Annotated in this window: 19 protein-coding genes and 2 pseudogenes; 8 read left to right on the top strand and 13 right to left on the bottom strand. The window is 69.1% G+C overall.

What is annotated here, in order from left to right:
• Nucleotides 1–84: 84 nt before the first annotated feature.
• The gene (locus tag ACZ5IK_RS26495) at nucleotides 85–1,491 is read right to left on the bottom strand and encodes an MFS transporter (protein ID WP_465490132.1); all 1,407 of its coding nucleotides are present in this window, start codon (nucleotides 1,489–1,491) and stop codon (nucleotides 85–87) included.
• 190 nt (nucleotides 1,492–1,681) lie between these two features.
• Here ACZ5IK_RS26495 and ACZ5IK_RS26490 point away from each other — a divergent pair, with 190 nt between their 5' ends.
• Nucleotides 1,682–2,959 carry a PucR-like N-terminal domain-containing protein gene (locus ACZ5IK_RS26490; protein WP_465490131.1) on the top strand — a complete coding sequence of 426 codons (1,278 nt, stop codon included), beginning with the start codon at nucleotides 1,682–1,684 and terminating at the stop codon, nucleotides 2,957–2,959.
• Here the strand turns inward: ACZ5IK_RS26490 and ACZ5IK_RS26485 are convergent.
• The 8 genes from ACZ5IK_RS26485 to ACZ5IK_RS26450 all read right to left on the bottom strand — a co-directional run bounded on the left by ACZ5IK_RS26485 (nucleotide 2,944) and on the right by ACZ5IK_RS26450 (nucleotide 11,135).
• A complete protein-coding gene (locus ACZ5IK_RS26485) occupies nucleotides 2,944–3,861 on the bottom strand; it encodes a helix-turn-helix transcriptional regulator (RefSeq protein ID WP_465490130.1) in 918 nt (305 codons plus the stop codon). The genes ACZ5IK_RS26490 and ACZ5IK_RS26485 overlap by 16 nt on opposite strands.
• A 206-nt stretch (nucleotides 3,862–4,067) precedes the next feature.
• Nucleotides 4,068–5,837, bottom strand: coding sequence for an alpha/beta hydrolase (locus ACZ5IK_RS26480; protein WP_465490129.1), 1,770 nt, complete (start codon nucleotides 5,835–5,837; stop codon nucleotides 4,068–4,070).
• Nucleotides 5,838–5,995: 158 nt separating this feature from the next.
• A complete protein-coding gene (locus tag ACZ5IK_RS26475; protein WP_465490128.1) occupies nucleotides 5,996–6,796 on the bottom strand; it encodes a siderophore-interacting protein in 801 nt (266 codons plus the stop codon).
• A gap of 347 nt (nucleotides 6,797–7,143) precedes the next feature.
• A complete protein-coding gene (gene ppk2 / locus ACZ5IK_RS26470) occupies nucleotides 7,144–8,121 on the bottom strand; it encodes a polyphosphate kinase 2 (RefSeq protein WP_465490127.1) in 978 nt (325 codons plus the stop codon).
• Nucleotides 8,122–8,163: 42 nt separating this feature from the next.
• Entirely contained in the window at nucleotides 8,164–8,781 is a 618-nt protein-coding gene (locus ACZ5IK_RS26465; RefSeq protein ID WP_465490126.1) for a LysE family translocator, read from the bottom strand.
• A 30-nt stretch (nucleotides 8,782–8,811) separates the two neighbouring features.
• Nucleotides 8,812–9,267, bottom strand: a complete 456-nt coding sequence (locus ACZ5IK_RS26460; RefSeq protein ID WP_465490125.1) for a flavodoxin family protein — start codon at nucleotides 9,265–9,267, stop codon at nucleotides 8,812–8,814.
• A gap of 78 nt (nucleotides 9,268–9,345) precedes the next feature.
• Entirely contained in the window at nucleotides 9,346–10,248 is a 903-nt protein-coding gene (locus ACZ5IK_RS26455) for a serine hydrolase (RefSeq protein ID WP_465490124.1), read from the bottom strand.
• The gene (locus tag ACZ5IK_RS26450; protein WP_465490123.1) at nucleotides 10,245–11,135 is read right to left on the bottom strand and encodes a LysR family transcriptional regulator; all 891 of its coding nucleotides are present in this window, start codon (nucleotides 11,133–11,135) and stop codon (nucleotides 10,245–10,247) included. The genes ACZ5IK_RS26455 and ACZ5IK_RS26450 overlap by 4 nt, the downstream gene beginning before the upstream one ends.
• A 95-nt stretch (nucleotides 11,136–11,230) precedes the next feature.
• Between ACZ5IK_RS26450 and bla the strand changes: the two genes are divergently transcribed.
• Nucleotides 11,231–12,148: a class A beta-lactamase gene (bla, locus tag ACZ5IK_RS26445; protein ID WP_465490275.1), complete on the top strand. Its 918-nt coding sequence runs from the start codon at nucleotides 11,231–11,233 to the stop codon at nucleotides 12,146–12,148.
• Nucleotides 12,149–12,201: 53 nt separating this feature from the next.
• On the opposite strand, the gene ACZ5IK_RS26440 is transcribed toward bla, so the two are convergent.
• From ACZ5IK_RS26440 to mptB, 3 genes are all read right to left on the bottom strand, one after another.
• Complete coding sequence (locus tag ACZ5IK_RS26440; RefSeq protein ID WP_465490122.1) at nucleotides 12,202–14,076, bottom strand: Calx-beta domain-containing protein; 1,875 nt, start codon at nucleotides 14,074–14,076, stop codon at nucleotides 12,202–12,204.
• A gap of 339 nt (nucleotides 14,077–14,415) precedes the next feature.
• Nucleotides 14,416–15,510, bottom strand: a complete 1,095-nt coding sequence (locus ACZ5IK_RS26435; protein WP_465490121.1) for a winged helix DNA-binding domain-containing protein — start codon at nucleotides 15,508–15,510, stop codon at nucleotides 14,416–14,418.
• 15 nt (nucleotides 15,511–15,525) lie between these two features.
• Nucleotides 15,526–16,944, bottom strand: coding sequence for a polyprenol phosphomannose-dependent alpha 1,6 mannosyltransferase MptB (gene mptB / locus ACZ5IK_RS26430; RefSeq protein WP_465490120.1), 1,419 nt, complete (start codon nucleotides 16,942–16,944; stop codon nucleotides 15,526–15,528).
• A 100-nt stretch (nucleotides 16,945–17,044) separates the two neighbouring features.
• Here mptB and ACZ5IK_RS26425 point away from each other — a divergent pair, with 100 nt between their 5' ends.
• The 3 genes from ACZ5IK_RS26425 to ACZ5IK_RS26415 all read left to right on the top strand — a co-directional run bounded on the left by ACZ5IK_RS26425 (nucleotide 17,045) and on the right by ACZ5IK_RS26415 (nucleotide 19,816).
• Complete coding sequence (locus ACZ5IK_RS26425) at nucleotides 17,045–17,704, top strand: response regulator transcription factor (protein WP_465490119.1); 660 nt, start codon at nucleotides 17,045–17,047, stop codon at nucleotides 17,702–17,704.
• A gap of 101 nt (nucleotides 17,705–17,805) precedes the next feature.
• A complete protein-coding gene (locus ACZ5IK_RS26420; protein WP_465490118.1) occupies nucleotides 17,806–18,750 on the top strand; it encodes a sensor histidine kinase in 945 nt (314 codons plus the stop codon).
• Between the two features lie 181 nt (nucleotides 18,751–18,931).
• Entirely contained in the window at nucleotides 18,932–19,816 is an 885-nt protein-coding gene (locus ACZ5IK_RS26415; protein WP_465490117.1) for an alpha/beta fold hydrolase, read from the top strand.
• On the opposite strand, the gene ACZ5IK_RS26410 is transcribed toward ACZ5IK_RS26415, so the two are convergent.
• Nucleotides 19,817–20,416, bottom strand: coding sequence for a TetR/AcrR family transcriptional regulator (locus ACZ5IK_RS26410; RefSeq protein ID WP_465490116.1), 600 nt, complete (start codon nucleotides 20,414–20,416; stop codon nucleotides 19,817–19,819).
• 27 nt (nucleotides 20,417–20,443) lie between these two features.
• On the opposite strand from ACZ5IK_RS26410, the gene ACZ5IK_RS26405 reads away from it, so the two are divergent.
• The 3 genes and pseudogenes from ACZ5IK_RS26405 to ACZ5IK_RS26395 all read left to right on the top strand — a co-directional run.
• Nucleotides 20,444–21,184 carry an SDR family oxidoreductase gene (locus ACZ5IK_RS26405; RefSeq protein ID WP_465490115.1) on the top strand — a complete coding sequence of 247 codons (741 nt, stop codon included), beginning with the start codon at nucleotides 20,444–20,446 and terminating at the stop codon, nucleotides 21,182–21,184.
• 141 nt (nucleotides 21,185–21,325) lie between these two features.
• Nucleotides 21,326–21,484 (top strand): annotated as a pseudogene (locus ACZ5IK_RS26400) (hypothetical protein); the annotation flags it as partial.
• Nucleotides 21,478–21,600, top strand: a pseudogene (locus tag ACZ5IK_RS26395) (ATP-binding cassette domain-containing protein); the annotation flags it as partial. The pseudogenes ACZ5IK_RS26400 and ACZ5IK_RS26395, both read left to right, overlap by 7 nt.
• Nucleotides 21,601–21,611: the final 11 nt, after the last annotated feature.

The following is a 21,611-nucleotide window of genomic DNA, read 5'->3' as shown; positions in this document are numbered from 1 at the left end:
CTTGAGCTGTCCGGAACTGTATGGATCACCCGGGAAGAGTGTCAATGAAAGGAGCGGGAAACACCGGCGGCGCCGCGGCCATGCTCACCGGGAAGAGAGAAACGTGGTACCCCGCTTGTCACTTCGGGACGGACTTTGGCCGGCCCGGTCGTTCAGCAGCCGGAGCGCGAGCAGCGCGCCGAGGAGTTCCAGCCCCGCCGCGGTCAGCAGGCCCGCCGTGTAGCCACTCGCCAGCGCGGACGCCGTGCCGTCGCCGAGATTCGCCGTGCGCACCACCGCCAGCACCGTCCCGATCAGCGCGACACCCAGCGCGCTCGACAGTTCCCGGGACGCGGTGAGCAGGCCGGAGGCGGTGCCAGCGTGCCGCTCGGCCACGATTTCCAATGCGTACGAGGTCAGCGGCGTCGTCAGGGCCGATCCGGCCCCGATCAGCACCAGCCCGGGGATCCTCGGCGGCACTTCCGGCAGATGGTTGACCGCGGCGAGCGCGAGCAGTCCGGCGGCCACCGTGGCCAGCCCCGCCGCGACAGTCCGATGTGGACCGAATCGCGGTACCGCCCAGGGCACCAGCGGTGTCGCCGCGACGACCGCGACCGCCACCACGACCAGCGGCAATCCGGCGAGCACCGGGCCGAGTCCGAGGGATTCCTGGTGCAGCAACGGTGTGAAGAAGAAGACGCCCGAAACCCCCAGACCCCACAGCAGTTGCACGGTGAGCGCGCCGACGAAGACCCGTTGACCGGTCAGTTCCGCCGGGACCAGCCGCTCGCGCGCGCGTCTTTCCCTGAGCACGAACCAGATCGCGAAGCCCGTTCCCGCCGCGCCGAGCACCGCGGGCAGCAGCGCGCCGCCCTCGCCCAGTTCCACCACGGCGGCGGTGACCAGGACCATCCCGGTGGTCACCACCAGCATCGAGAGCACGGCGGGCCTGCCCGTCGCCGGATCGCGACCGGCGGTGGCGACCCGGCGCAGCAAAATCAGCATCGCCGCCACGAAAGGGAGATTGACGAAGAAGATCCAGCCCCAGCCCAGGTATTCGCTCAGCACGCCGCCGAGGGTCGGGCCGAGCGCCAGCGCGGCCGCGAGACAGGCCGTCCACACCGTCGCGCCGACAGCCCGTCTTCGCGCGTCGAGATTGGTGCGAAGCAGGCTGAGCAGGGCCGGCACGAGGAACGCCGCGGCGGCGCCCTGCAGTACCCGCGCGGAGATCACCAGCCACGCCGTCGTGGCCAGTCCGCCCGCGACCGCGCCGGCGCCGAACGCCAGTAGCCCGGCCCTCAGGGTCGCGGCCTGTCCCCAGCGGTCCACCAGGGTGCCCGCCACCGGCAGCAATCCGGCGAACGGGAGCATGTACCCGATGCTCACCCATTGCAGGGCGGGCAGATCCAGGCCGAGGTCGCGGGCGATCGAAGGCGCGCCCGCCGCGACGATCGTGTTGTCGAGGGTGGTGACGAACGCCCCGAGCGCGATCATGACCAGCGTCGATTTCATTTCACCTCGTGAGTGGTAATGACGGTTAGAACCGTCTTTACCACTCACGAAACGCGACCCCTCTCCCGAGTGACAATTTTCGCTGCCCTTCTTGGTACCGGCGGCATAAACCCCCTACGGCGGTTGCCAACTTCCTCACCCATGTGAGTACATGTCGTGCGCGTACGTCGTCGTGCGGCAAGGAGTAGCCATGACCCGAACGGCCACGAATCCCGGACGAGATCTCGTCCCGCGGCCCCGAGGAGCGGGGCAGGCACAACTGCTCTGGTGCTCACTGCCCGCCGAGGTGGCCCGGCGCTTCCGGCCGCACGCCGATCCACTCGCGCGGCGGATCCTGGAAGAGATCCAAGAGGCCGTCCCCGAGTACGGGAAACCACTGGACGGCGAGTTCGGCAAGACCATCGTGCGGGCGATCGAGCAGGCGGTGGTCAGCTGCATCGACAGCATCGGAGGTCTCGGCTCACCCCCGGACGACTGGGTACGGCTGTTCGTCGAGGTCGGCAAGCGCGTGCACCGCGACGGCGGAAGCCTGAACACGCTGCAGGCCGCTTATCGCGCCGGGGGCCGCGCCGCGCTTCGCTACGTGGCGAAGTTCGGCCAGGCACACCGCCTTCCCCCGGCCGTCCTCTGCATCGGCGCGGAGGCGATTTTCGCTTACGTGGACGAGATCTCGTCCCATTCGGTGGAGGGCTACACCCTCGCGCAGGCGACCGCGACGGGCACGCTCGAACGGCGACGGAGACGGCTGCTCGAACTGCTCCTCGCCACTCCTCCATCCTCCCCCGCGACCATCGCGACGATGGCGAAGGCCGCGAAGTGGGAAATGCCGGAATGGGTCTGCGTCGTCGCGCTCGACCCACGCGCCGAACAACACCAGATCCCCGCTCCGCGCGTCCCCGATGACGTCCTGCTCGATCTGGAGGGCAACGAACCCTGTTTGCTCACCCCGAATCCGGGTCGCGATCTGCGCGGCCTCGACGGCAGGCTGCCGGGCTGGCGTGCCGCCGTCGGCCCGCGAGTCCACCCTGCCGACGCCGCGAATTCGCTGCGCTGGGCCAGAAGCACGCTCGACCTGGTGAGCCGGGGCGTACTCGAAGACCGGCCGGTGACCCGCACTTCGGACCACCTCGCCACCCATTGGCTCCTGCTCGACCGCTTCCTGCTCGACGAGGTGTCGAACAAGGTGCTCGCGCCGTTCTCCGGCCTGACGGTGAAACAGCAGATCCGGCTCGCGGAGACGTTGCTGGCCTGGCTGGAGCACAACGGGAGCACGCCGGACATCGCGCAGGCGCTCGGCATCCACCCGCAGACGGTGCGCTACCGGGTCAGCCAGCTGAGCGACCTGTTCGGCGACCGTCTCGCGGACCCCGCGCAGCGCCTGGAGATCCAGATGACCTTGCGGGCACACCAGCTCCTGGGCACGCGCCCACCGGAAGAGTCCACTTCGGACGATCAGAGCCAGCGCTGACGGGACGCCTGCGCGCCGAGCTGGAACCGGGTCTGCGCACCCAGTAGTTGCTGTAGACGGCTGATCCGCCGGAGCACCGTGCGTTCACTGATGCCGAGCTCGCGGGCGATCGCCTCGTCGGTCATGCCCCCGCTCAACAGGGCGAGCAGACGGCGGGTGGCGAGAGTCGGCTCCTGTGCCGCCTCCGCGTCGTCCGGACCGCCCGCCCGCACCGGCACGGCCATCCGCCAGAACGATTCGAACAGCTCGATCAGCGCGCTCAGCAGCATCGACGGGTGGATCAGCAGCGCCAGCACGTCACCGGCGTCGGAGTTCGGGACGGCGATCAGCGCGCGGTTGCTGTCGGCGATCACCAGCTTCAGGGGCAGTCTGGGGAAGACCCTCGCCTGCTCCCCCAGAGCGATACTCGACTGCACCTGGGCGAAGCCGTCGTCGTCTTGGAGCACGGACGAGTCGTAGACGACGCGGTAGCCGATGCCGCGCGCCATCGATCCCGGCTGCACCGTGCTCACCTCGGGTTTCGGGCTCATGTACGACCCGGGGTCGAGCGCGACGATGTCCACGCCCGACTGCGTCTGCATGGCCTCGAAGGTGGCGATCACCTCGTCCCGGCTGCGCAGCACCTCGACGAAGTCCGCGTCCCGGCCGGTCCTCAACGAGTAGGCGGCGCCGAGAACCTCGGCCGCCTCCCGCGCGCGGATGGCCGCGGCCTCGTGCTGTGCGGCGAACGCCGACAGCGCCGCCCGCGGCGGGCACACCTCGACCCCGGTCGCACCGGCCCGGACCAGGCCGAACCGCTCCAGCTCGGCCAGCTCGGCGCCGGGCGTGATCGGGCGCCCGTCCAGCATGGCCCGATACAGCTGCTCGGCCTCCATCGACAGGCCCCGCGACTCGGCGAGCATGACGCTTCTCCTCCCCCGCCCCAGGACTGAACGGCGTGACATCGATGTCAAGCCTCGCGGAACCACGGTGTCCGCTCACTGTTCTTGAGGGGGAAAGCGCCGGGTTCGTGCGCCTGAACCGGTAACGAAAGGATCACAGATCCACGCCGAAGAGACTCCCGCGAGCCGGCACGGCTCGCGGGAGTCTCGTTCAGCGCCTTCGGGGACTAGCTGTTGGCGGGCATCCCCTTCTCGTCGGCCTCCGGAGTGGCGGTGCCTTCGAGCAGTTCACGGACGATCTCGTTCGCCTTGCGCACCTGGGGCGTGATCATCTTGATCTTGATCTTCCCGTCGTGCCCGAGGTTGCCGCCGACCTCGACCGTCTTCTCCTCACCCGGCAGGGGCAGGCCCTGGCAGCCGGTGAACTTCTTCTTCGGGGTGAGGCCGGTCTGGAAGTAGGCGACGATCGGGTCGTCGACGCAGTCGGTGTTGTACGGGAAGATCCCGTGGCTGCCTTCGTTGTCGACGCTGATCATCTTGGCGCCCGGCAGGCCGTTCGCGGTGGCGAGCGCACCCTCGTACGGCGTGGCCGCGTCCAGTTCGGTCTGCGCTATCAGCAGCTTCGGGAACGTCTTCGCGTCAGGGGCCGGCTTGGCGTTGTTGGTCTGCCAGAACGCGCACAGCGGCGCGCCCGACTGGGCCATGATCGGCGCGATGAACGGCGCGTTCACGGTCAGGTCGGCCTGCCAGAAATTCCAGTAGTGCAGGTTCTGGTTCCACTGGCCGTCCTGGCAGCGGATCGCCTCGAACGCGGCGTCCCAGGTCTCGACTTCGGCGCCGCCCTGGTAGGAGGCCTTGCGCTCGACCGAGTCCTTCTTCGCGATGGCCTCCAGCGCGTTGCCCTTGGCCTTGGTCAGGAACGCCTTGTTCGCGTCGGTCAGGCCGGGCGTGGTCAGCGCCTCGGCGACGACCTGTTCGAGCTTCTCCGCGTCGGTTCCGGTGGTAGCGGGCTTCTTGGCCAGCGCGGCGACCATGGAAGCGGCCGACGGGTACTGCGTGGTGTCGTACATCGCCGGGATGATGAACCAGGCGGCGTAGAGCATGCCCGCGAACTCCCGGGTGCCGCCCGCCTTCTCCCAGTTGCGGCGGATCTCGAGCGGGTCGGTGCCCGTCTTGTACTTGGCGTCGTTGCGCGCCATGTACGGCAGCAGCGCCTCCTGGAACTGGCGGTCACGACTGCGCGGCTGCAGGTCCCAGGTCTTCTCGAGCGTCGAGCGGCTCGCGTCGGTCGACGAGTCGAGCAGGAACCGGTGCGCCTTGCTCGGGAACGTGGTGGCGTACCAGGTGCCGAGCCACGTGCCGTACGAGTAACCGATGTAGCTGGTCTTCTTCTCGCCGAGCAGCACCCGGATGAAGTCCATGTCGTACGCGGTCTGCTCGGTGGTGATGAACTTCGTCAGCGGGTTCTTCAGGCAGCCGTCGACCTTCGCCCGGCTGATCACGTTCTGATCCGTGCTGTCCGGGACGGTGTAGGTACAGGTCAGCGGGGTGCTCAGACCGACGCCGCGCGGATCGAAGCCGACGAAGTCGTACTGCGAGGCCAGCACCGGGCTGCGCATCGCCATCGCGGCACCCCACGGCAGGCCCTCGCCGCCGGGTCCACCCGGGTTGACCAGCGCGATCCCCTGCCGTCCCGTGCCGGGGTACGCGGTCGCGGTCTTGGAGACACGGACGCCGATGGTGTTGCCGTCCTGCGGGTCGTGCCAGTCACGCGGCACCTGGATGGTGGCGCAGGCGAGCCCCTTGACCTTCTTCAGCGCGGCTTCCGTCGCCGGAGCCACCGAGGGGAACGAGCACTCGCCCCAGGCCACGGCCTGCTTGGTCAGCGCGCCCGCGAGCGCCGCGGTGTCCGGGTCGGCCTTGGCGGAGGGAGCCGCACCCGCCGCGGGAGCCAGCACCAGGCCCGAAGCCAGGAAGGCGCCGGCGATCACCGCCACCGTGCCTCTCCGCGTCTTTCTCGTACTACTGATCACCATGATCCCTTTCGACAGGAGCCCCCGACGTCCGTACGTGAAGTAAAGACAGGTGATCAGGTTTCCTACACGTCCGGGTGATGGCGGATACCCGACATGGCAGGATACCGACACCGCCGAGTTCAGCCAGGGCTCGACCAGCCGTGTCGCCAATATCCGGCAAAAGCGATGTCCGCTTTCACCGCACCCCGCTCGGACACCAGGTGGCGGCGCACCGCCGTCGCGAGACGGGACTCCCCCGCGACCCACGTATAGAACCGGTCGGGCGGCAGCGACGCCTGCTGGACCGCCTCGAGCGCGAGACTTCCCGGACGACGTCCCGGATCGTCCCGGCTGAGCCAATGGACGCGGACGCCGTCGGTGCTCTCGTGCCGGCGGATGTCGGCGGCGGTGGGCACTTCCAGGAAGACTTCCGCGGCAAGGGATTCCGGGGCGTCGTCGAGAATCGCCAACGCGGCGGGAAGAGCACTCTCGTCGGCGACGATCAACTGCCTGCCGACGTCGTCCGGTGGCCGGTAGGTCGTGCCCATGTCGAAAATGCCGGCCGGATCCCCTGGCTTCACCCGCCGTACCCAGTCGCTCATCGGCGAGCTGCCGTGGAGTGCGAACTCGATGTCGACCTCGTCGTCGGCGGGCCTCGCCCGGCGGATGGTGAGGGTGCGCACCCAGGGCCGGACCGACTTGGGCAGCAGCATCAGCTCCGGCATCCAGGCCTCGTTCGAGAAGCTGGGCATCCGCAGGCGGTGCTGACCTTCGCGAGGGAAGAACAGCCGCACCGTCTGATCCGCGCCGGTCACGACGAGGTCCTTCAAGGCCGGGCCGCCGAGGGTGACCGACGTGAAGTTCGGGCTCAGGCTGACGCGCTCCTTCACTTCGAGCGTGATCATCTTGCGCGAGGTCGGGGTCTGGAGGCGTGGGATCACTTCGCGCCCCAGATGTTTTCGCAGGTCATGACACTATTATGAGTATTTCCTCAGTTCTTGGGTACTCGCTTTCACCGGCTCACGGGAGGCGTCCGGACCAGGGCTTGCGCGGCCGGCGGGGCGGGTTGCTCACGTTTGCCGGGCGGGGCGACCAGGGTACCTACGGCGGCTGGGTCAGGACCGTGGTCCGTGAAGTCACAAGGGTGGCGCGTGAAGGACCCCTTCCCTCGGCTCAGCCGGAGAAACTCGACCTTCACGCCTTGCCCGGTAGACAGCAGCGCGGCGCCGCAGGGTACTGGACCCACGCCTCACCGGACGCACGTCGCTGCCTAGGGAGACTCGCCCGATTACGGATGCAGGCCCGGCCCGTGATCGGGGTTCTCCAGCCGCGCGATCGGGGTCGGGCTGAGCGACGCTTCGTCCTCCCCCTCTTCCAGGAGGGTCGCCGCGGCGCCGACCACCTTCAGATCCGGCTCACCGACGGTGTCCTTGTCCTTGTCAGCGTAGTCGACGCGCGCGAGCACGCTGCGCATCGCCTCGACCCGCGCGCGTTTCTTGTCGTTGCTCTTGACCACCGTCCACGGCGCGATCTCCGTGTCGGTGGAACGGAACATCGCGACCTTCGCCTCGGTGTAGGCGTCCCAGCGGTCCAGCGATTCGACGTCGTTGGCACTCAGCTTCCACTGGCGCACCGGGTCGACCTGCCGGATCAGGAACCGGGTGCGCTGCTCGGATTTCGACACCGAGAACCACAGCTTCACCAGGATGATCCCGTCGTCGACGAGCATCCGCTCGAAGGTCGGCGCCTGCCGCATGAACCGTTCGTACTGGTCGTCCGCGCAGTAACCCATCACCCGTTCGACACCGGCGCGGTTGTACCAGGACCGGTCGAACAGCACGATCTCGCCCTCGGTGGGCAGATGGTTCACGTACCGCTGGAAATACCACTCACCCTGCTCACGCTCGGAGGGTTTGTTCAGCGCCACCACCCTCGCGCCGCGCGGGTTGAGATGTTCGGTGAACCGCTTGATGGTGCCGCCCTTGCCCGCCGCGTCCCGTCCCTCGAACAGGATCACCATGCGGCCGCCGGTGTCCTTGATCCAGTACTGCAGCTTCAGCAGTTCGATCTGCAGCGACCGTTTCACCACGTCGTATTCCTCGCGCGACATCCGCGCCGGGTACGGATAGTTCTCCCGCCACGTGTCGATCGGGGAGCCGTCCGGGCGGCGCAGGACCGGGTCGTCGGCGTCCTCGTAGTCGACGACGAGGCGTTGGTCCCTCAGTTCCGGGAAGTGCGCGGCGAGATCAGGCGATGGGTCGAGCACATGCCGCTGATACCCGGGTCCGGCGGCGCGCAAACGCGGCGATCAGTTCGTGGCCGCCAGCGCGCCACCGAGTCCGACGAGCGCGGTGCCCGTGACCCGGTCAAGTACTTTGCGCGGGCCGCTCCGGCGCATGAGACCCGAAAGCCGGGCGGTGAGCAGGACGAACAGGCCCCACCACAGGACCCCCAGGCCGATGTCGAGCAGGCCGAGGGTGAGCACCTGCGGGGTCACCGCGGCCTCCCGGTCGACGAACTGCGGCAGCACGCTCACGAAGAACAGGGCGGCCTTCGGGTTGAGCACGTTGGACAGGAACGCCTGGCGGAAAATCCTTTCAGGCAGCGGTTCCTCCTTCTCGGTCTTCCTGGAACCGCTGTCGTGCCAAGACCTCCACAGCGCCTGTGCGCCCAGGTAGACGAGGTAAGCCGCGCCGACGATCTTGAGCACGGTGAAGGCCACCGCGCTGTGCAACAGCGCAGTCGAGACACCAAAGGCCGCGGCGGCCATGTGCACCGCGAGGCCGCACTGCACACCCGCCGCCGCCACAAGTCCCGCCGGGCGGCTCCGGGCCGAATGGCGAAGGATCACCACCCAGTCCGGTCCGGGGATCACGTAGGCGACCATGACCACACCGGCGAAAACCGCCAAAGTTGCCGTGCTCATCGACATTCGAGTACCCCGGATCGGACTCGATCAACCCCCGAGGCTCTCGGCGAAGCGCCGCGCGGCGTCGAGATCAGCCGTGCCCGGGCGGTTCTTGCTGATCCCGCCGACGAGTTTGAACGGGAGCCAGGTGTCGAAGCCCCGGCAAGAAAAGGCACCCACCACGTCGAACCCCTTCCGGCCCAGAAGCCGCGACAGACGCCGGGTGTAGCGCCGGAATCGCGGCTCCGGAAGACCGCTCGTGCTGAACACGAACGCCTTCCGTCCCCGCTTCTCCGGCATCTCCCGCACGAACCGGCTCAGCCGCGGATGGAAGTCCATGCCGAAGATCCCCGATCCGAACCCCACGAGATCGCAGGAATCGAGGTCGGCGAGGTCGACCTCCTCGGGACTGACGACACGGGCGCCGAGTACCCCCGCCATGACCTCGGCGACCTTTTCCGTGTTGCCGTGGGACACCGAAACACACACGATGACGACCTTCATCCGATCCTCCAGTTCGCGGTCCTTTCCTTGTGGACCGGACAGAGGTCGAGACCGTGACACCCAGTGCCGTGTCCTGCGTCACCCTGCGCGCAGGTGGTCGCGCAGAGCCCGCGCCACACGGGCCATCAGCACCTCGGCCTCCGGCTGGATCGCCGCGGGCACCCGGGATTCGGTCAGCGCGGCGATCGCGTAGATGCCGCCGTCGGCGTGTTCGACCACCCCGACCTCGTGCCGCAGGTTCAGCAGCGTGCCCGTCTTCGACGACCATTTCGTGGCATCGGAGACGAAGTCGGGACTCAGCCGTTGACGCAACAGATTGAGCCCCATCAGTTCACGCACCCTCGACGCCACCCCGTCGTCCACTTTGGACGGTGTCCACAGCGCTTCGAGCAGGCCCGTGAACGCGCGGGCCGAGCCGGAACTCGCGCGCGTGACGTCGAGCTGGGGAACGGGATGTCCTTGCCCCGCGGTGCCCGCGTTGATCGCGAGGGCGTGCGCGAGGTGGACGTCCGTGGGGTCGAAGCGTTCCGCGGGCGTGTCACTGAGGTCCGCGACCGAATGCCGCGCGGTGATCCCGGAAACTCCCCAGTCGCGCGTCATCCTGGTGACTTCGGCGGGCGACGTCAGCGCGAAGAGGGTGTCGGCCGCGGTTTCGTCGCTGATGGCCATGCTGAGGTAGAGCAGGTCGTCGATCGCCACCCTGGCCGGATGCCGGAACCGGGTCAGCCCGGTCGGCCCGGGCGCGGTGGAGCGGCCCGGCTGGACGTCGATCGGCGCCGAACCGTCGAGTTCGCCCCGGCGGATCCGCTCCAGGGTCGCCGCGGCGAGCGGGATCTTCACCAGCGAGGCGCTCGGGAACTCCAGGTCGGGGTCGATGCCGATCTCATACCCGGTCCGCAGGTCGCGTACCAGGAACGAGCCCCGCAGCCCGCCGTCGTCCAGTTCGGCGCGCAACCGCGAGAGCAGCGTTTCCGCGTTCATGTCGTCTCCTCGGTTTCGTCCGCGCCGAGACACCGGGCGATGTCGGACCACAAACGTGCACGGAGCCGCTGCGCGTCCTCGCCGAGCCCCGCCGTGATCTCGAAACCGCGGGCGAGCCGGATCTCCCCGATGGGCTGCCAGGCCAGGCCGAGTTCGGTGGCCTGGGCCGTCGAACACAGCAGCAGATCGTCCGAGCCGAACACGGCCGCCGCGGCCGCTGTCAGCGAATCGGCGACGGCGACCTGCGCCGGCCGCAACCCCACCGAGTCGCGGATCCGGAACAAGCGGTCGCGGAGATGCGGGACGTCGTCCTCCGGCTGGATCCAGACCCGCCGGGGCGTCCGGCCGGACCGGCCGACACGCAGTGTTTCCAGGTGGAACGAACCCGTTCGGGGCCTGCCTCCACCGGCGACACCGAGAGGGACTCGCCATGCACCCTCTTCGAACGGAACGGCCGTGAGAGCCGCACGGACCTCTTGGGTGCGCACGAGTTCGGCCCGTTCCCGCGGCGGGGCCTGCCGGAATTCCAGGAAGACGTCCAGCGCCCGTGCCGCCGCGTCGAGTTCGGCGAGTTCGCGAGTGGTGCAGGTTTCCGGCATCGCGAGCCGCAGCGGACGCAGTTTGGCGCGTTGCGCGTCGTGCTGCATGGCGTCGGCCAGGGTCACCAGCCGCTTCGCCGACGGCAACATGTCCCTGCCGAACGGGGTGAGCCGGGCGCGCCGGGTGGAGCGGTCGAACAGCCGCTCGCCGAAGTGCCGTTCCAGCGCGGCGATCCGACGGCTCGCCACCGGTTGGGGGATGCGGGCGAGCGCGGCTCCCGCGGTGAAGGTCCCGGCCTCACTCACGCTCACGAACGCCCGGCAGCTGCCGATCAGGTCCACGACCACATACTATGCGGCTTTCGCATGGAACAGGCCATTCATGTCTTGGACAGCATGAACGGCGATGGCCAGACTGCGGACATCGAACGATCTTGAAAGGAATCACCGTGTCCGTCACTTCTCGCCGGTGGACAGGCCGAGCCGCGCTCCTGGCGCTCTCGGTCGTGTCACTCGCCGCGTGTTCCACGCCCGCTCCCGCGCAGCCGCCTGCCGCCGCCCCCGCCGCCACCCCGGTCGCCGCGGACGGGCGAGCCGACTTCGAGCAGCTGGAACGCGCCTTCGCCGCCAGGCTCGGGGTGTACGCGGTGGACACGGCGACCGGCCGCGAGGTCGCCTTCCGCTCCGAGGAGCGGTTCGCCTACGCCTCGACGCACAAGGTGTTCACCGCGGGCGGTGTCCTGCAGCGGACGTCACTCGCCGATCTGGACCGGACGGTCACCTACAGCCAAAAGGACCTGGTTTCCAACTCGCCGGTGACCGAGAAGCACGTCGCGACCGGTATGCCGCTGCGTGCTGTCATCGACGCCACCCTTCGCTACAGCGACAACACCGGCGGCAACCTGCTCTTCCGCGAACTCGGCGGCCCCGAGGGCCTCAACGCGGTACTGCGCGGGATCGGCGACACCACGAGCCACGCCGACCGGATCGAACCCTTGCTCAACGACACCGCTCCAGGAGATCTCCGGGACACGAGCACGCCTCGCGCCCTCGCCGTGAGCTTGCGCGCCTTCGCCCTCGGCGACGTGCTTCCCGAGGACAAACGCAAGGTTCTCGTCGACATCATGCGCGCCAACACCACCGGCGACACGAACATCCGCGCCGGGGTCCCCGGCTGGCCGGTCGCCGACAAGACCGGCACGGCGGGCTACGGAACACGCAACGACATCGGTGTCGTGTGGCCGCCGAACCGGGCCCCGATCGTCATCTCGGTCCTGACCGACCGGGCCACCGCGGACGCCAAGATCGACAACAAGCTCCTCGCGGACGCCACGGCGGCGGCGGTCAAGGCTCTTTCCTGACACACCGGCCGGGGCGGACAGGAATCCCGTCCGCCCCGGCCGGCTTCACCGGATCAGCGGCGGCAAGGGTTGCCCGCCGGATGTGCGGCGGTGCCGTGCACGTCGGCCTGGGATTCCGCGAGCACGATCTTCGTGAGCACGGTTTCCAGCGCGACGGCCTGCTGCTTGACGACGCCGTTCGCCACGGTCTGGCCGTTGAGCTTCAGCGAACCGATGACCAGAGGGATGGTCAACGGGGCCGAGCCCACCGCGATCGCCTGGCCGTTGATCTTCAGCGAGGCGACGTTCGAGCTGCCCGCCAGGACCGGGGCGAGACCGCCCGGCGCCGGCTGGCAGGTCGCCGTGGCCTGCGACTGGATCACGCCGAGTTCGACGGTCAGCCCGAGCGTGCTGATCACCGTCTTGTCGATCTTGGCCGACGCCAGCGCGCGATCGCCCACGGCCGGGGCCACCGACTGGTTGTCCGGCGTGAGATCGGTCGACGCGGTCAGCACCTGGGTGTCCACCTTGATCAGGCCCGCGTTGAGCGTCGCGGCCGCGACGGTGCGGGAGTCGTCGGCACAAGGCAGGTTCGCCGGGTTGGCCTGGGCCACGATCACGCCGAGCACGTTCGCCGCCGTTCCCGTGCAGGAGAAGACGCCGTCACGATCGTCGTCGAGGATCGTGCCGACACCGGCCGGATCGACGAGGCCCGCGCCCGACGGGGCCGAGAGGTTCACCGTGAACGTCTCGTTCGGCTCGTCGACGGTGTCCGGGACGACCTGGACGGTCACCGGTTTGGTCGTCTCGCCGGGTGCGAAGGTCACCGTGCCACTGGCCGTCGAGTAGTCGGCGGGCGCGGTCGCGGTGCCGTTGGCCGTCGAGTACTGGACCGTCACCGGATTCGGGCTCGGGCCGCCGAGCAGCGACACCGTGAAGGTCGCCGGGACCGGGGCACCACCCGAGCCTTCGTTGACCGTCACGTCGTCGACGCTCAAGCCGAACACGCGCACGGTCGTGGTCTCGATGTATCCGCGCGAAATGCCGTCGACCTGGTAGTCGACCACACAGTGGTAGGTGCCGGGAGCGGCACTCGCCGACGCCGCGATCGTCTCGGTGAACGTGGCGACGTCGCCGCTGGTCACCTTGACGCTGCTGGGGACGTTCGTGACGGTGAGCTGCGGATCGCAGCTGGTCACCGTCGGGGTCACCGTGACCTCGATGGACTTGATGCCGTCCAGGATGGCCTGGGAGACCTGGCCCGCGGGGACGTTGTTCAGCAGCACACCACCCGTTGCCGAGGTGATCGCGCTGGCCTGCCCGGTGGCGTCGAGGCCGCCGACGTTGACGGCGACCACGCGGATCTTCGCCGCCTGCAGTGCCGCGATGGTCTGCGCCAGGGTGTGCCCGCCGCTCGGATCGTGCGACGGCGCGTCGCCGAACCACGCGATGATGCGGGTGCCGTCCGGCCGGAAGGTGACCGCGCCGGTGGCCAGCTGGAACAGGGCGTTCAGGTTCGCTTCCGGCGTGTCGCCGCCGCCCGACGCCACCCACTGGTTGATGCCGGATTGGACCGCGGCGGTGTTCCCGGTGATGCCCTGATTGACCTTGAACGGCACCGAGTCGGTGAAGTCCTTGTACTCGGCGACGCCGAATTGCGCGGTCGGCTGCGCGGCGAGCACGTCACCGGTGATGGCGTTGGCGTTCGCCCGCACGTTGCCGATCGGTCCGCCCATGCTGCCCGTGGTGTCCGCGAGCAGGACCAGGTCGGGGTTCGGCGGCACCGCCGAGGTCGTCACGTTCTTGGTCACGGTCGTGCTCTGCCCCGCGTCGAGGGTGAGGTCGACCGTGGCCGGGTCCACCCCCGGTGGGGCCGCGGCGGCGACCGCGGTGGAGGCGAGCATCGCCGTCACGGCGGTCAAAACGACGAGCAGTGGTCTTCGCGTCATGGACTTCCCTTTCGAGACCCGGCGGCGGCCGGAATTCCTGTGGGTTGCCTGAGAAAGACGGAATACCCGGCTTTTCGTTAGCGCTTGACCCGGATGTCACCCGGAGCGCCGTATGTCAAGGCGCTCAACGAGTCATCGGCGTGAAAGCGGGCTACGCAGACCATGTCCGCACTGCGCCGTCCTGTTGAAGGACTTTCGGCGCCTCTCACTCTTTGGCGTGAGAGGCGCCGGATATTCCTGCGTTTTCCGTGCTCACCTCGCCGGACGAAAATCGAGTTCGTCCGGAGTTCACCGGCGAGTATTCACCGAATGTCGCAACGTCGTCCGCCCGCCGATATCTCAGCGAGACACGATTTCGACGCGGTCACTGTCCTTATCGGAGAGAAACGACGCCAGTTCCTGTCCCTGATCCGCGATCGCGGCGCGGTCGGCGCGGGCCAGCTCCCGCAACGGGGTGACGACCACGGTGCCGTCCACGACCGTCCACTTCGCGGCGACCCGGCCGTCGACCAGGACGACGCGTTCACCGGCGACCGACAGCCCACGGTGGACGTCGTCGATGATCCGGCCGCGGTCGTGATAGCCGAGGATCGCGTTGTCGAACGCGGGCAGGAACCGCACCGGGGCGGGGATGTCGGCGCCGGGACGTGGCGCCTCGGGCAGATCCAGCAGCTCCCGGCCGCGTTCGTCGCGGAAGGACACCAGCTCTTCCCGCATCGCCGCCACGGCGGCGGGCAATCCGGCCACACCGCACCAGGCACGCAGATCGGCCGTGGCCGCGGGACCGAACGCGGCCAGATAACGCCGGACCAAGACCTGGCCCACCGGATCGGCACCGTCCGAAGAGGCCTGGTCGACGTCGCGCCCCAACCAGGAGGACACCATGGCGTTGCGGACTCCCGCCTTCGTCCGCCACAGTCCGCGCGGCGGCAGCTGCACCATCGGGATGAGCGCGGCGACCAGCACCTCCCCCAATGCCCGCGTCCCCGGCTCCGGCCAGCGTTCGGCCACCGCCCGCGCGAGTTCGCTCATCGACCGGGGCTCGCCGGCCGCCAGCACCGCGCGCCCCGCCTCCGCGAGCTCGTCGAGGTCCACCCCGTCGAGCTCACGGCGATAGACCCCGAGAACCCGCTGAAGCAGCATCGGATCGTGGCGAGCGCGCCAGGCGAGAACGTCCTCCGCGGTCAGGAGGTGCACGGTGCGGCGCATGAGATGGGTCCGCACCACCCGCCGTCCGGTCAGCAGGTCGGAGAGCGCCGCCGGGTCGAACGCGCGCAGCCGCGACCAGAGCCCGACGAACGGTCCCTGCGGCTCCTGCGCTTGCAGGCCGCACAGGTGCGCGACGGCGTCGAGGACCGGCGTGTCGGCGCGATCGAGCAGCAGCTGCCGGGCCAGCGTCGCCCGGTTGAGTGCCCGGGTGTCCAATACGGTCATCGGGTCACGAATTCCTCACCGTCGAAGGGGTTGCGACAAACTATCGCAGGAGATGCGGTCAGTTCGTGTCCTCTTCTCCGGGCCATACGCCGTCAGCACGCCGACGCCCGCCGAAACCACCGCCAGCACCCCGAATCCCCACGGCGGCAGCAGAGTCGCCCCGTCGGGGTGGGTGCTCACGACAAGCCAGGTCGAGACGGCGGCCGCGACAGCGATACGCGGGACCGTCCACGCGGCCGCCGCCCCGAGCACCAGCGGCCAGGCGAAGTACCAGGGAAAGACCACCGGCGCCAGTACGACCGTCGCCAGCAGTGCCAGCGCGGCGCCGCGAACCGCCGCCGCACCGCCCGCCCGTGAACGCCACCACAGCCACGTCACCAAAACGGCGAGGGCGGCCAAGCCCGCGATCCGGCACGCCGCGACGGCGTCCACGGAGCCGGGCAGCACCGCCCTGCCGAGCTTGCCGAACGCGGTCGGGATCGACAGCCAGGGTTCCAGCCGCGAATTCCCGCTCATCGCCCGAATCCAGCCGAGATCGACCCCGGCGACGACGGAGCACAACCCGAACGTGACGACCACAATGGACACAGCTGCCGCGCACACGGCGAAGAACCCACGCGGCGAAACCGGTCCGCCTGATCTTTTCGCCACCCACACCCACACCAGGAACGGCAACGCCACTGCCGCGGGAACCTTCACCGCCGCGGCCAGCGCGACCGACGCGAACCCGGCCACCGGCGCATGAGAAAGCACGAGCGCCGCGCCGGCCGCGAGCAGTCCGGCCATCAGTAAGTCGTTGTGCCCGCCCGAAACCACGCAGAGCACCAGCAGCGGATTCGCCACCGTCAGCCACAGCGCGCCTTCCGGCCGGGCGCCGAGATGACGGCACAGGACAGGCACCGCGAAACAGAGCAAGGCCAACCCTGCCACCATCGCCAGCCGGGTCAGGAAAGCACCGAGGACCAGGTTCTCGCCGGTCACGGCGAGAACGCTCTTCACGATCAGGAGGTGCAGTGGCCCGTACGGCGACGGAATGTACGACCAGTCGCCGGTGGCGTTGGCGGTGATCGGACCGGGAACTTCGGCGGGAACGTGCGTGTACGGATCGAGGCCGGCGTGTGCCACCGCGCCCTGCGCGAGGTAGGTGTACAGATCGGTGCTGAACAACGGCGGCGCGCACAACAGCGGGACGGACCACAGCCAGGCCGTCCGCACGACCTCGCGCGCGCTCGTCCGCCCCGCGCGTGTCAAGTGTCCTAACCGGACCCAAGCCACCAGAAGCAGGGCGAGACCGAGGTACAGCACGGCGGTGGCGAGCGCACGCACGTGCCCGGGCAGCACGGGACCGTGCCGCAAGGTGGCACCCGCCCCGAACGCGCCGAGCGAGATCAGCACGGATCCGGCCGTCCCGACGCTCTTTCCGTTGAAGATCATGCGGCAGGTCTAGCCAGCCGGTGATCCCGGGCCGTTAAGATCGGCTTTTATCGGGCCTTTATCCGTCCGGCGTTCTACTGGGCCACGTGGGGAATGGTTGATGCGCGTACTCGTGGCCGAAGACGAACGGATGCTGGCGGACTCCATCACCGAAGGTCTGCGGCACCTGGGCATGGCGGTGGACGTCTGCTACGACGGCGATGCCGCGCTCGAACGCGTCGCGGTCCACCGGTACGACGTCGTACTGCTCGACCGTGACCTCCCGTTGGTGCACGGCGACGAGGTCTGCCGGAAGATCGCCGGAGGAGACGGGGAGGCGCGCGTGCTGATGCTCACGGCCGCGGCGGGCATCCGTGACCGCGTCGACGGGCTCGGCCTCGGCGCGGACGACTACCTCACCAAGCCGTTCGCCTTCGCCGAACTCGTCGCCCGGGTGCACGCGCTGGCCCGGCGAGCCCGTCCGGCGCTACCGCCGGTGCTGGACCGGGCCGGCGTCGAACTGGACCCGGCGAAGCGGTTCGCGTCACGGGACGGACGGCCCTTGTCGTTGTCTCCCAAGGAGTTCGCCGTCCTGGAAGTGTTGCTGCGGGCCGAGGGACGGGCCGTCAGCGCGGAAGAGCTGCTGGAGAAGGCATGGGACGAACACGCCGACCCGTTCACGAACACGGTGCGGGTCACGGTGATGACGTTGCGGAAGAAACTCGGCGCACCACGGGTGATCCACACGGTGCCCGGCGCGGGCTACCGGCTGGGTACCTGAGGCGGGCACGGGCGTCGATACGAGGCCGCGTCGAACTGGTTTTCCTCGGTGCCCTGCTCGCGCTTCTGCTGCTGGGCTACCCGCTCGCCAAGTCGGCGGGCATGGTGCTCGGGACCTTTGCGGACCACGACTTCTGCCCGCGGGACACCGGCTGCGCCGATGTGGCGGGCGGGCTCTTGTGGAGCCTGCCGCTCGTCGCGACGGCCGTGCTCCTGATCTGGCTACGGCGTCCGGTGGCGTCGTGGGTGCTGCGGCCGTTGCCCGAGCTCACCGCCACCGTCGAGCTGCTGGGGCCGCAGAACCTCGGCCAGCGCATGCGGCTGGAGCAGACCGACGGCGAAGTGCGGGCGCTGGCCGACGCGGTGAACAGGATGCTCGACCGGGTGGCGGCCGGTTTCGAAGGGCAGCGCCGATTCGCGGCGAACGCGTCGCACGAGCTGCGTACGCCGCTCGCGGTGCAGAGGACGCTCGCCGAGGTCGCGATGGTCACCGGCGGGGGCGACGACGTCCAGCGGCTGGCGGCGCAACTGCTGGTGGTCAACGAACGCAACGAGCGGCTGATCGAAGGACTGCTCGTGCTGGCCGAGGCGGACCGCGGGCTGCCCGGCAGCGTGCCGGTGCGGCTGGACGAGCTGGTGGACTCGGTGCTCACACAGTTCGACGAGCGGCTGGCCGAGCACGAGCTCACCCTGCGCCGCGAGATCGCCGAGCGCACCGTGTCCGGTGAGGCCGTCCTGCTGGAACGGCTGATCGCCAACCTGGTGCACAACGCGATCAAGTACAACCGGCCGGGCGGCCGGGTCGAGGTGGTCGTCGGGGTCGAGCCCGCGCTGAGCGTGCGCAACTCCGGCGAGCGCGTGCCCGCCGAAGCGGTCGGCTCGCTCTTCCAGCCCTTCCGCCGCCTCACCGCCGATCGCACGAACCACCGCGACGGAGCAGGGCTCGGGCTGTCCATCGTGCGTTCGATCGCCACCGCGCACCACGGCCGGGTGACCGCCGTTCCCGGCGAGGACGGCGGTCTGCGGGTCGACGTGGTCCTGCCCTGAACCCCTGTCAGGCGGCGAAAACGGTAAGGACGACGGACTCGAGGTCGCGGAGCCGATCTGCGAGCAGATTGGTCGCGATGCCGGGGAGTCCGTCGATCAGGTCCCGGTACCGTGCGTGCGTGCACCGGGCGTGCGTGACAAGCTCAAATTTACCGGAAGGCCGAGCCAAGAGGGGGCCGCCATGGCCGATAGCGCGCGACCCTCCTGGGTCGACGACAGCCTGTTCCCGTTCGAGAGCCGCTTCGTCGATATCGACGGGCACACCGTGCATTACGTCGACGAGGGTTCGGGTCCGACTTTGCTGCTCCTGCACGGCAACCCGACCTGGTCGTTCCTCTGGCGCGACGTGATCAGCGCGCTGCGCGACGACTTTCGTTGCGTCGCTCTCGACTATCCGGGCTTCGGGTTGTCGACGCCGAAACCCGGCTACCGATATCTGCCCGAGGAGCACGCCGACGTGGTCACCGGGTTCGTCGACGCGCTCGGCCTCGACGGGGTCACCCTGGTCGGACAGGACTGGGGCGGCCCGATCGGCCTGGCCGCCGCGCGGCGACGGCCAGGCGTCTTCGATCGGCTGGTGCTCGCCAACAGCTGGGCCTGGCCGGTCAACGGGATCCTCCATTTCGAATCCTTCTCCCGCATCGCCGGCGGACCTCCGATCCGTTTCCTGGCCCGGCGGTTCAACCTCGTGGTCAAAGCGTTCGTCCCCCTGGGCCACCGAAGGCGCAAGGTGACCGCGGCCGAGATGACCCACTACCGCCGGGCGATGGACACCCCCGGGCGGCGTCAGGCCTCGGCCGTACTTCCCGGCCAGATGATCGGCAGCCGGGCTTTCTTCACCGAGATCGAGGCCGGTCTCGCCGACCTCACCCACCTGCCGACCCTCATCGTGTGGAGTGACGCCCAAGTCGGGTTCCGCACCCAGGAACGTGAGCGCCTGGAAGCGTCCTTCCCCGAGCACAAGACCGTGATCGTCGAAGGTGCCGGCCTCTACGTGGAGTCCGACGCACCCGAGGAGTTCGTCGCCGCGATCCGCGACTGGACGGCGGCACTGCCCGGGTCGTGACTACCCATGCGGGCGGAGACCGTCGACGAGGATCGACAGCAACCGCGGCCCGCGCGCGTCGAGCTCGGCGTCGTCCAACCGCGACAACCAGCTGATGAGCACGATGACGTCGCGGGCTTCGGCGTCGTCGCGGACACTGCCCGCCGAGCGCCCGGCGGCCAGCAGCAGTTCGACCGCCTCACCGATCGGGCCGAGACTGTGGGCGGCGAGGTCACGCCACGTCGCCGCCTCGACGGCGGCGAACACGTCACGCTTGACCCTGGCGTAGGCGGCCACCCGGTCGAACCACGCAGCCAATGCGTCCAGCGGTTCATGAGCGGCCAGCAGACGCGGAGCCGCGGCGACCAGGTCGTCCACTTCGCGGCGATACACCTCGACGAGAAGGTCCTCGCGGGTCGGGAAATGCCGGTACAGCGTGCCTTGTCCGATGCCGCAGGCCTTCGCGACCGCGTTGAGCTTCAGCTCCCCCGGCTCCCGCACGAGCTCGTGCGCCGCTCGCAGGATCCGTTCTCGGTTGCGCTGCGCGTCCGCACGCAGCGGACCGCCGCCTTTGACTGAAGCGGACACGTGTCCGCTAGGCTCGCCGGGGTAATCGGACATGTATCCATTCTAAGCGGAGGATCCCTCGTGACCATTCACGGCAAGGTCGTGGCCATCACCGGCGCCAGCAGCGGGATCGGTGAAGCGACAGCTCGCCACCTCGCCTCACTCGGCGCGGCCGTCATCCTCGGCGCCCGCCGCACCGACCGGCTGGACCGGCTGGTCGCCGAAATCGAAGCCGCCGGTGGCAAGGCGGCCGCCACCCGGGTGGACGTCACCGATCCCGGCGATCTCAAGGCGCTGGTCGACGTCGCCGTCGAGCGCTTCGGCCGCCTGGACGTCTTGGTGGGCAACGCGGGGATCAGCAAGATCAGCACGATCGCCGACCTCGACGTCGAAGGCTGGTCGGCGATGGTCGACGTGAACGTCAAGGGCATCCTGCACGGCATCGCCGCGGCCCTGCCGGTGTTCCGCCGTCAAGGCAGTGGCCACCTCGTCACCGTCGTCTCGACCTCCGGGCTGAAGATCGTCCCCACCCAGGCGGTGTACGCCGGGACGAAGAACGCCGTCCGCACTCTCTTGGAAGGCCTGCGCCAGGAGAGCACCGACGGCGTTCTCCGGACGACGTCGATCTCCCCTGGCTACGTCCGCACCGAGCTCGTCGACAACGCCGTCGAGGATCCGGCTGTGCGCGAACAGGTCCGGCAGAGCATGGCCGATCTCGGGATCGACCCCACGGCGGTGGCGCGGGCGATCGCCTTCGCGATCGACCAGCCCGAGGATGTCGAAATCGGGGACCTGACCATTCGACCGGCTCGCCAAGGCTGAGCTCGGATCATGTCCGGCCGCAGCGATGACCTTCCTGGCGCGGGAACCTGAACGCTGTTCGACGAAATCGTCGATATCGTCCGGGACCACGGCCCCGGCGGTGACGAGGCGGAGGACGGCGTCGTCCTGGAATTGTCCTAGATGACCATGACGGGGTACCAGGGAGGCTGCATGGTGACTGCCGAATTGCGTGACCTGACCGTCCACATCGACACCGGCCAGTGGAGTGAAACCGTTCTCGACGCGGTCGACCTTGCCGTGCCAGAAGGCCGGATCACCGCTCTGCTGGGCGAATCCGGGTCCGGCAAATCCATGATCGCCGCCGCACTGACCGGCAGCCTGCCCGTTATCCGGTCGACGCGCTGGATCTCTATCCGGACCAGCACTCCGGCGGACAGATCCAGCGAGCCGCGCTGGCCGCCGCCCT

The sequence above is a fragment of the Amycolatopsis sp. NPDC031561 genome (assembly GCF_055580625.1).
Note: the sequence above shows the minus strand (reverse complement) of the source record. Positions and strands in the feature narration are given on the sequence as shown.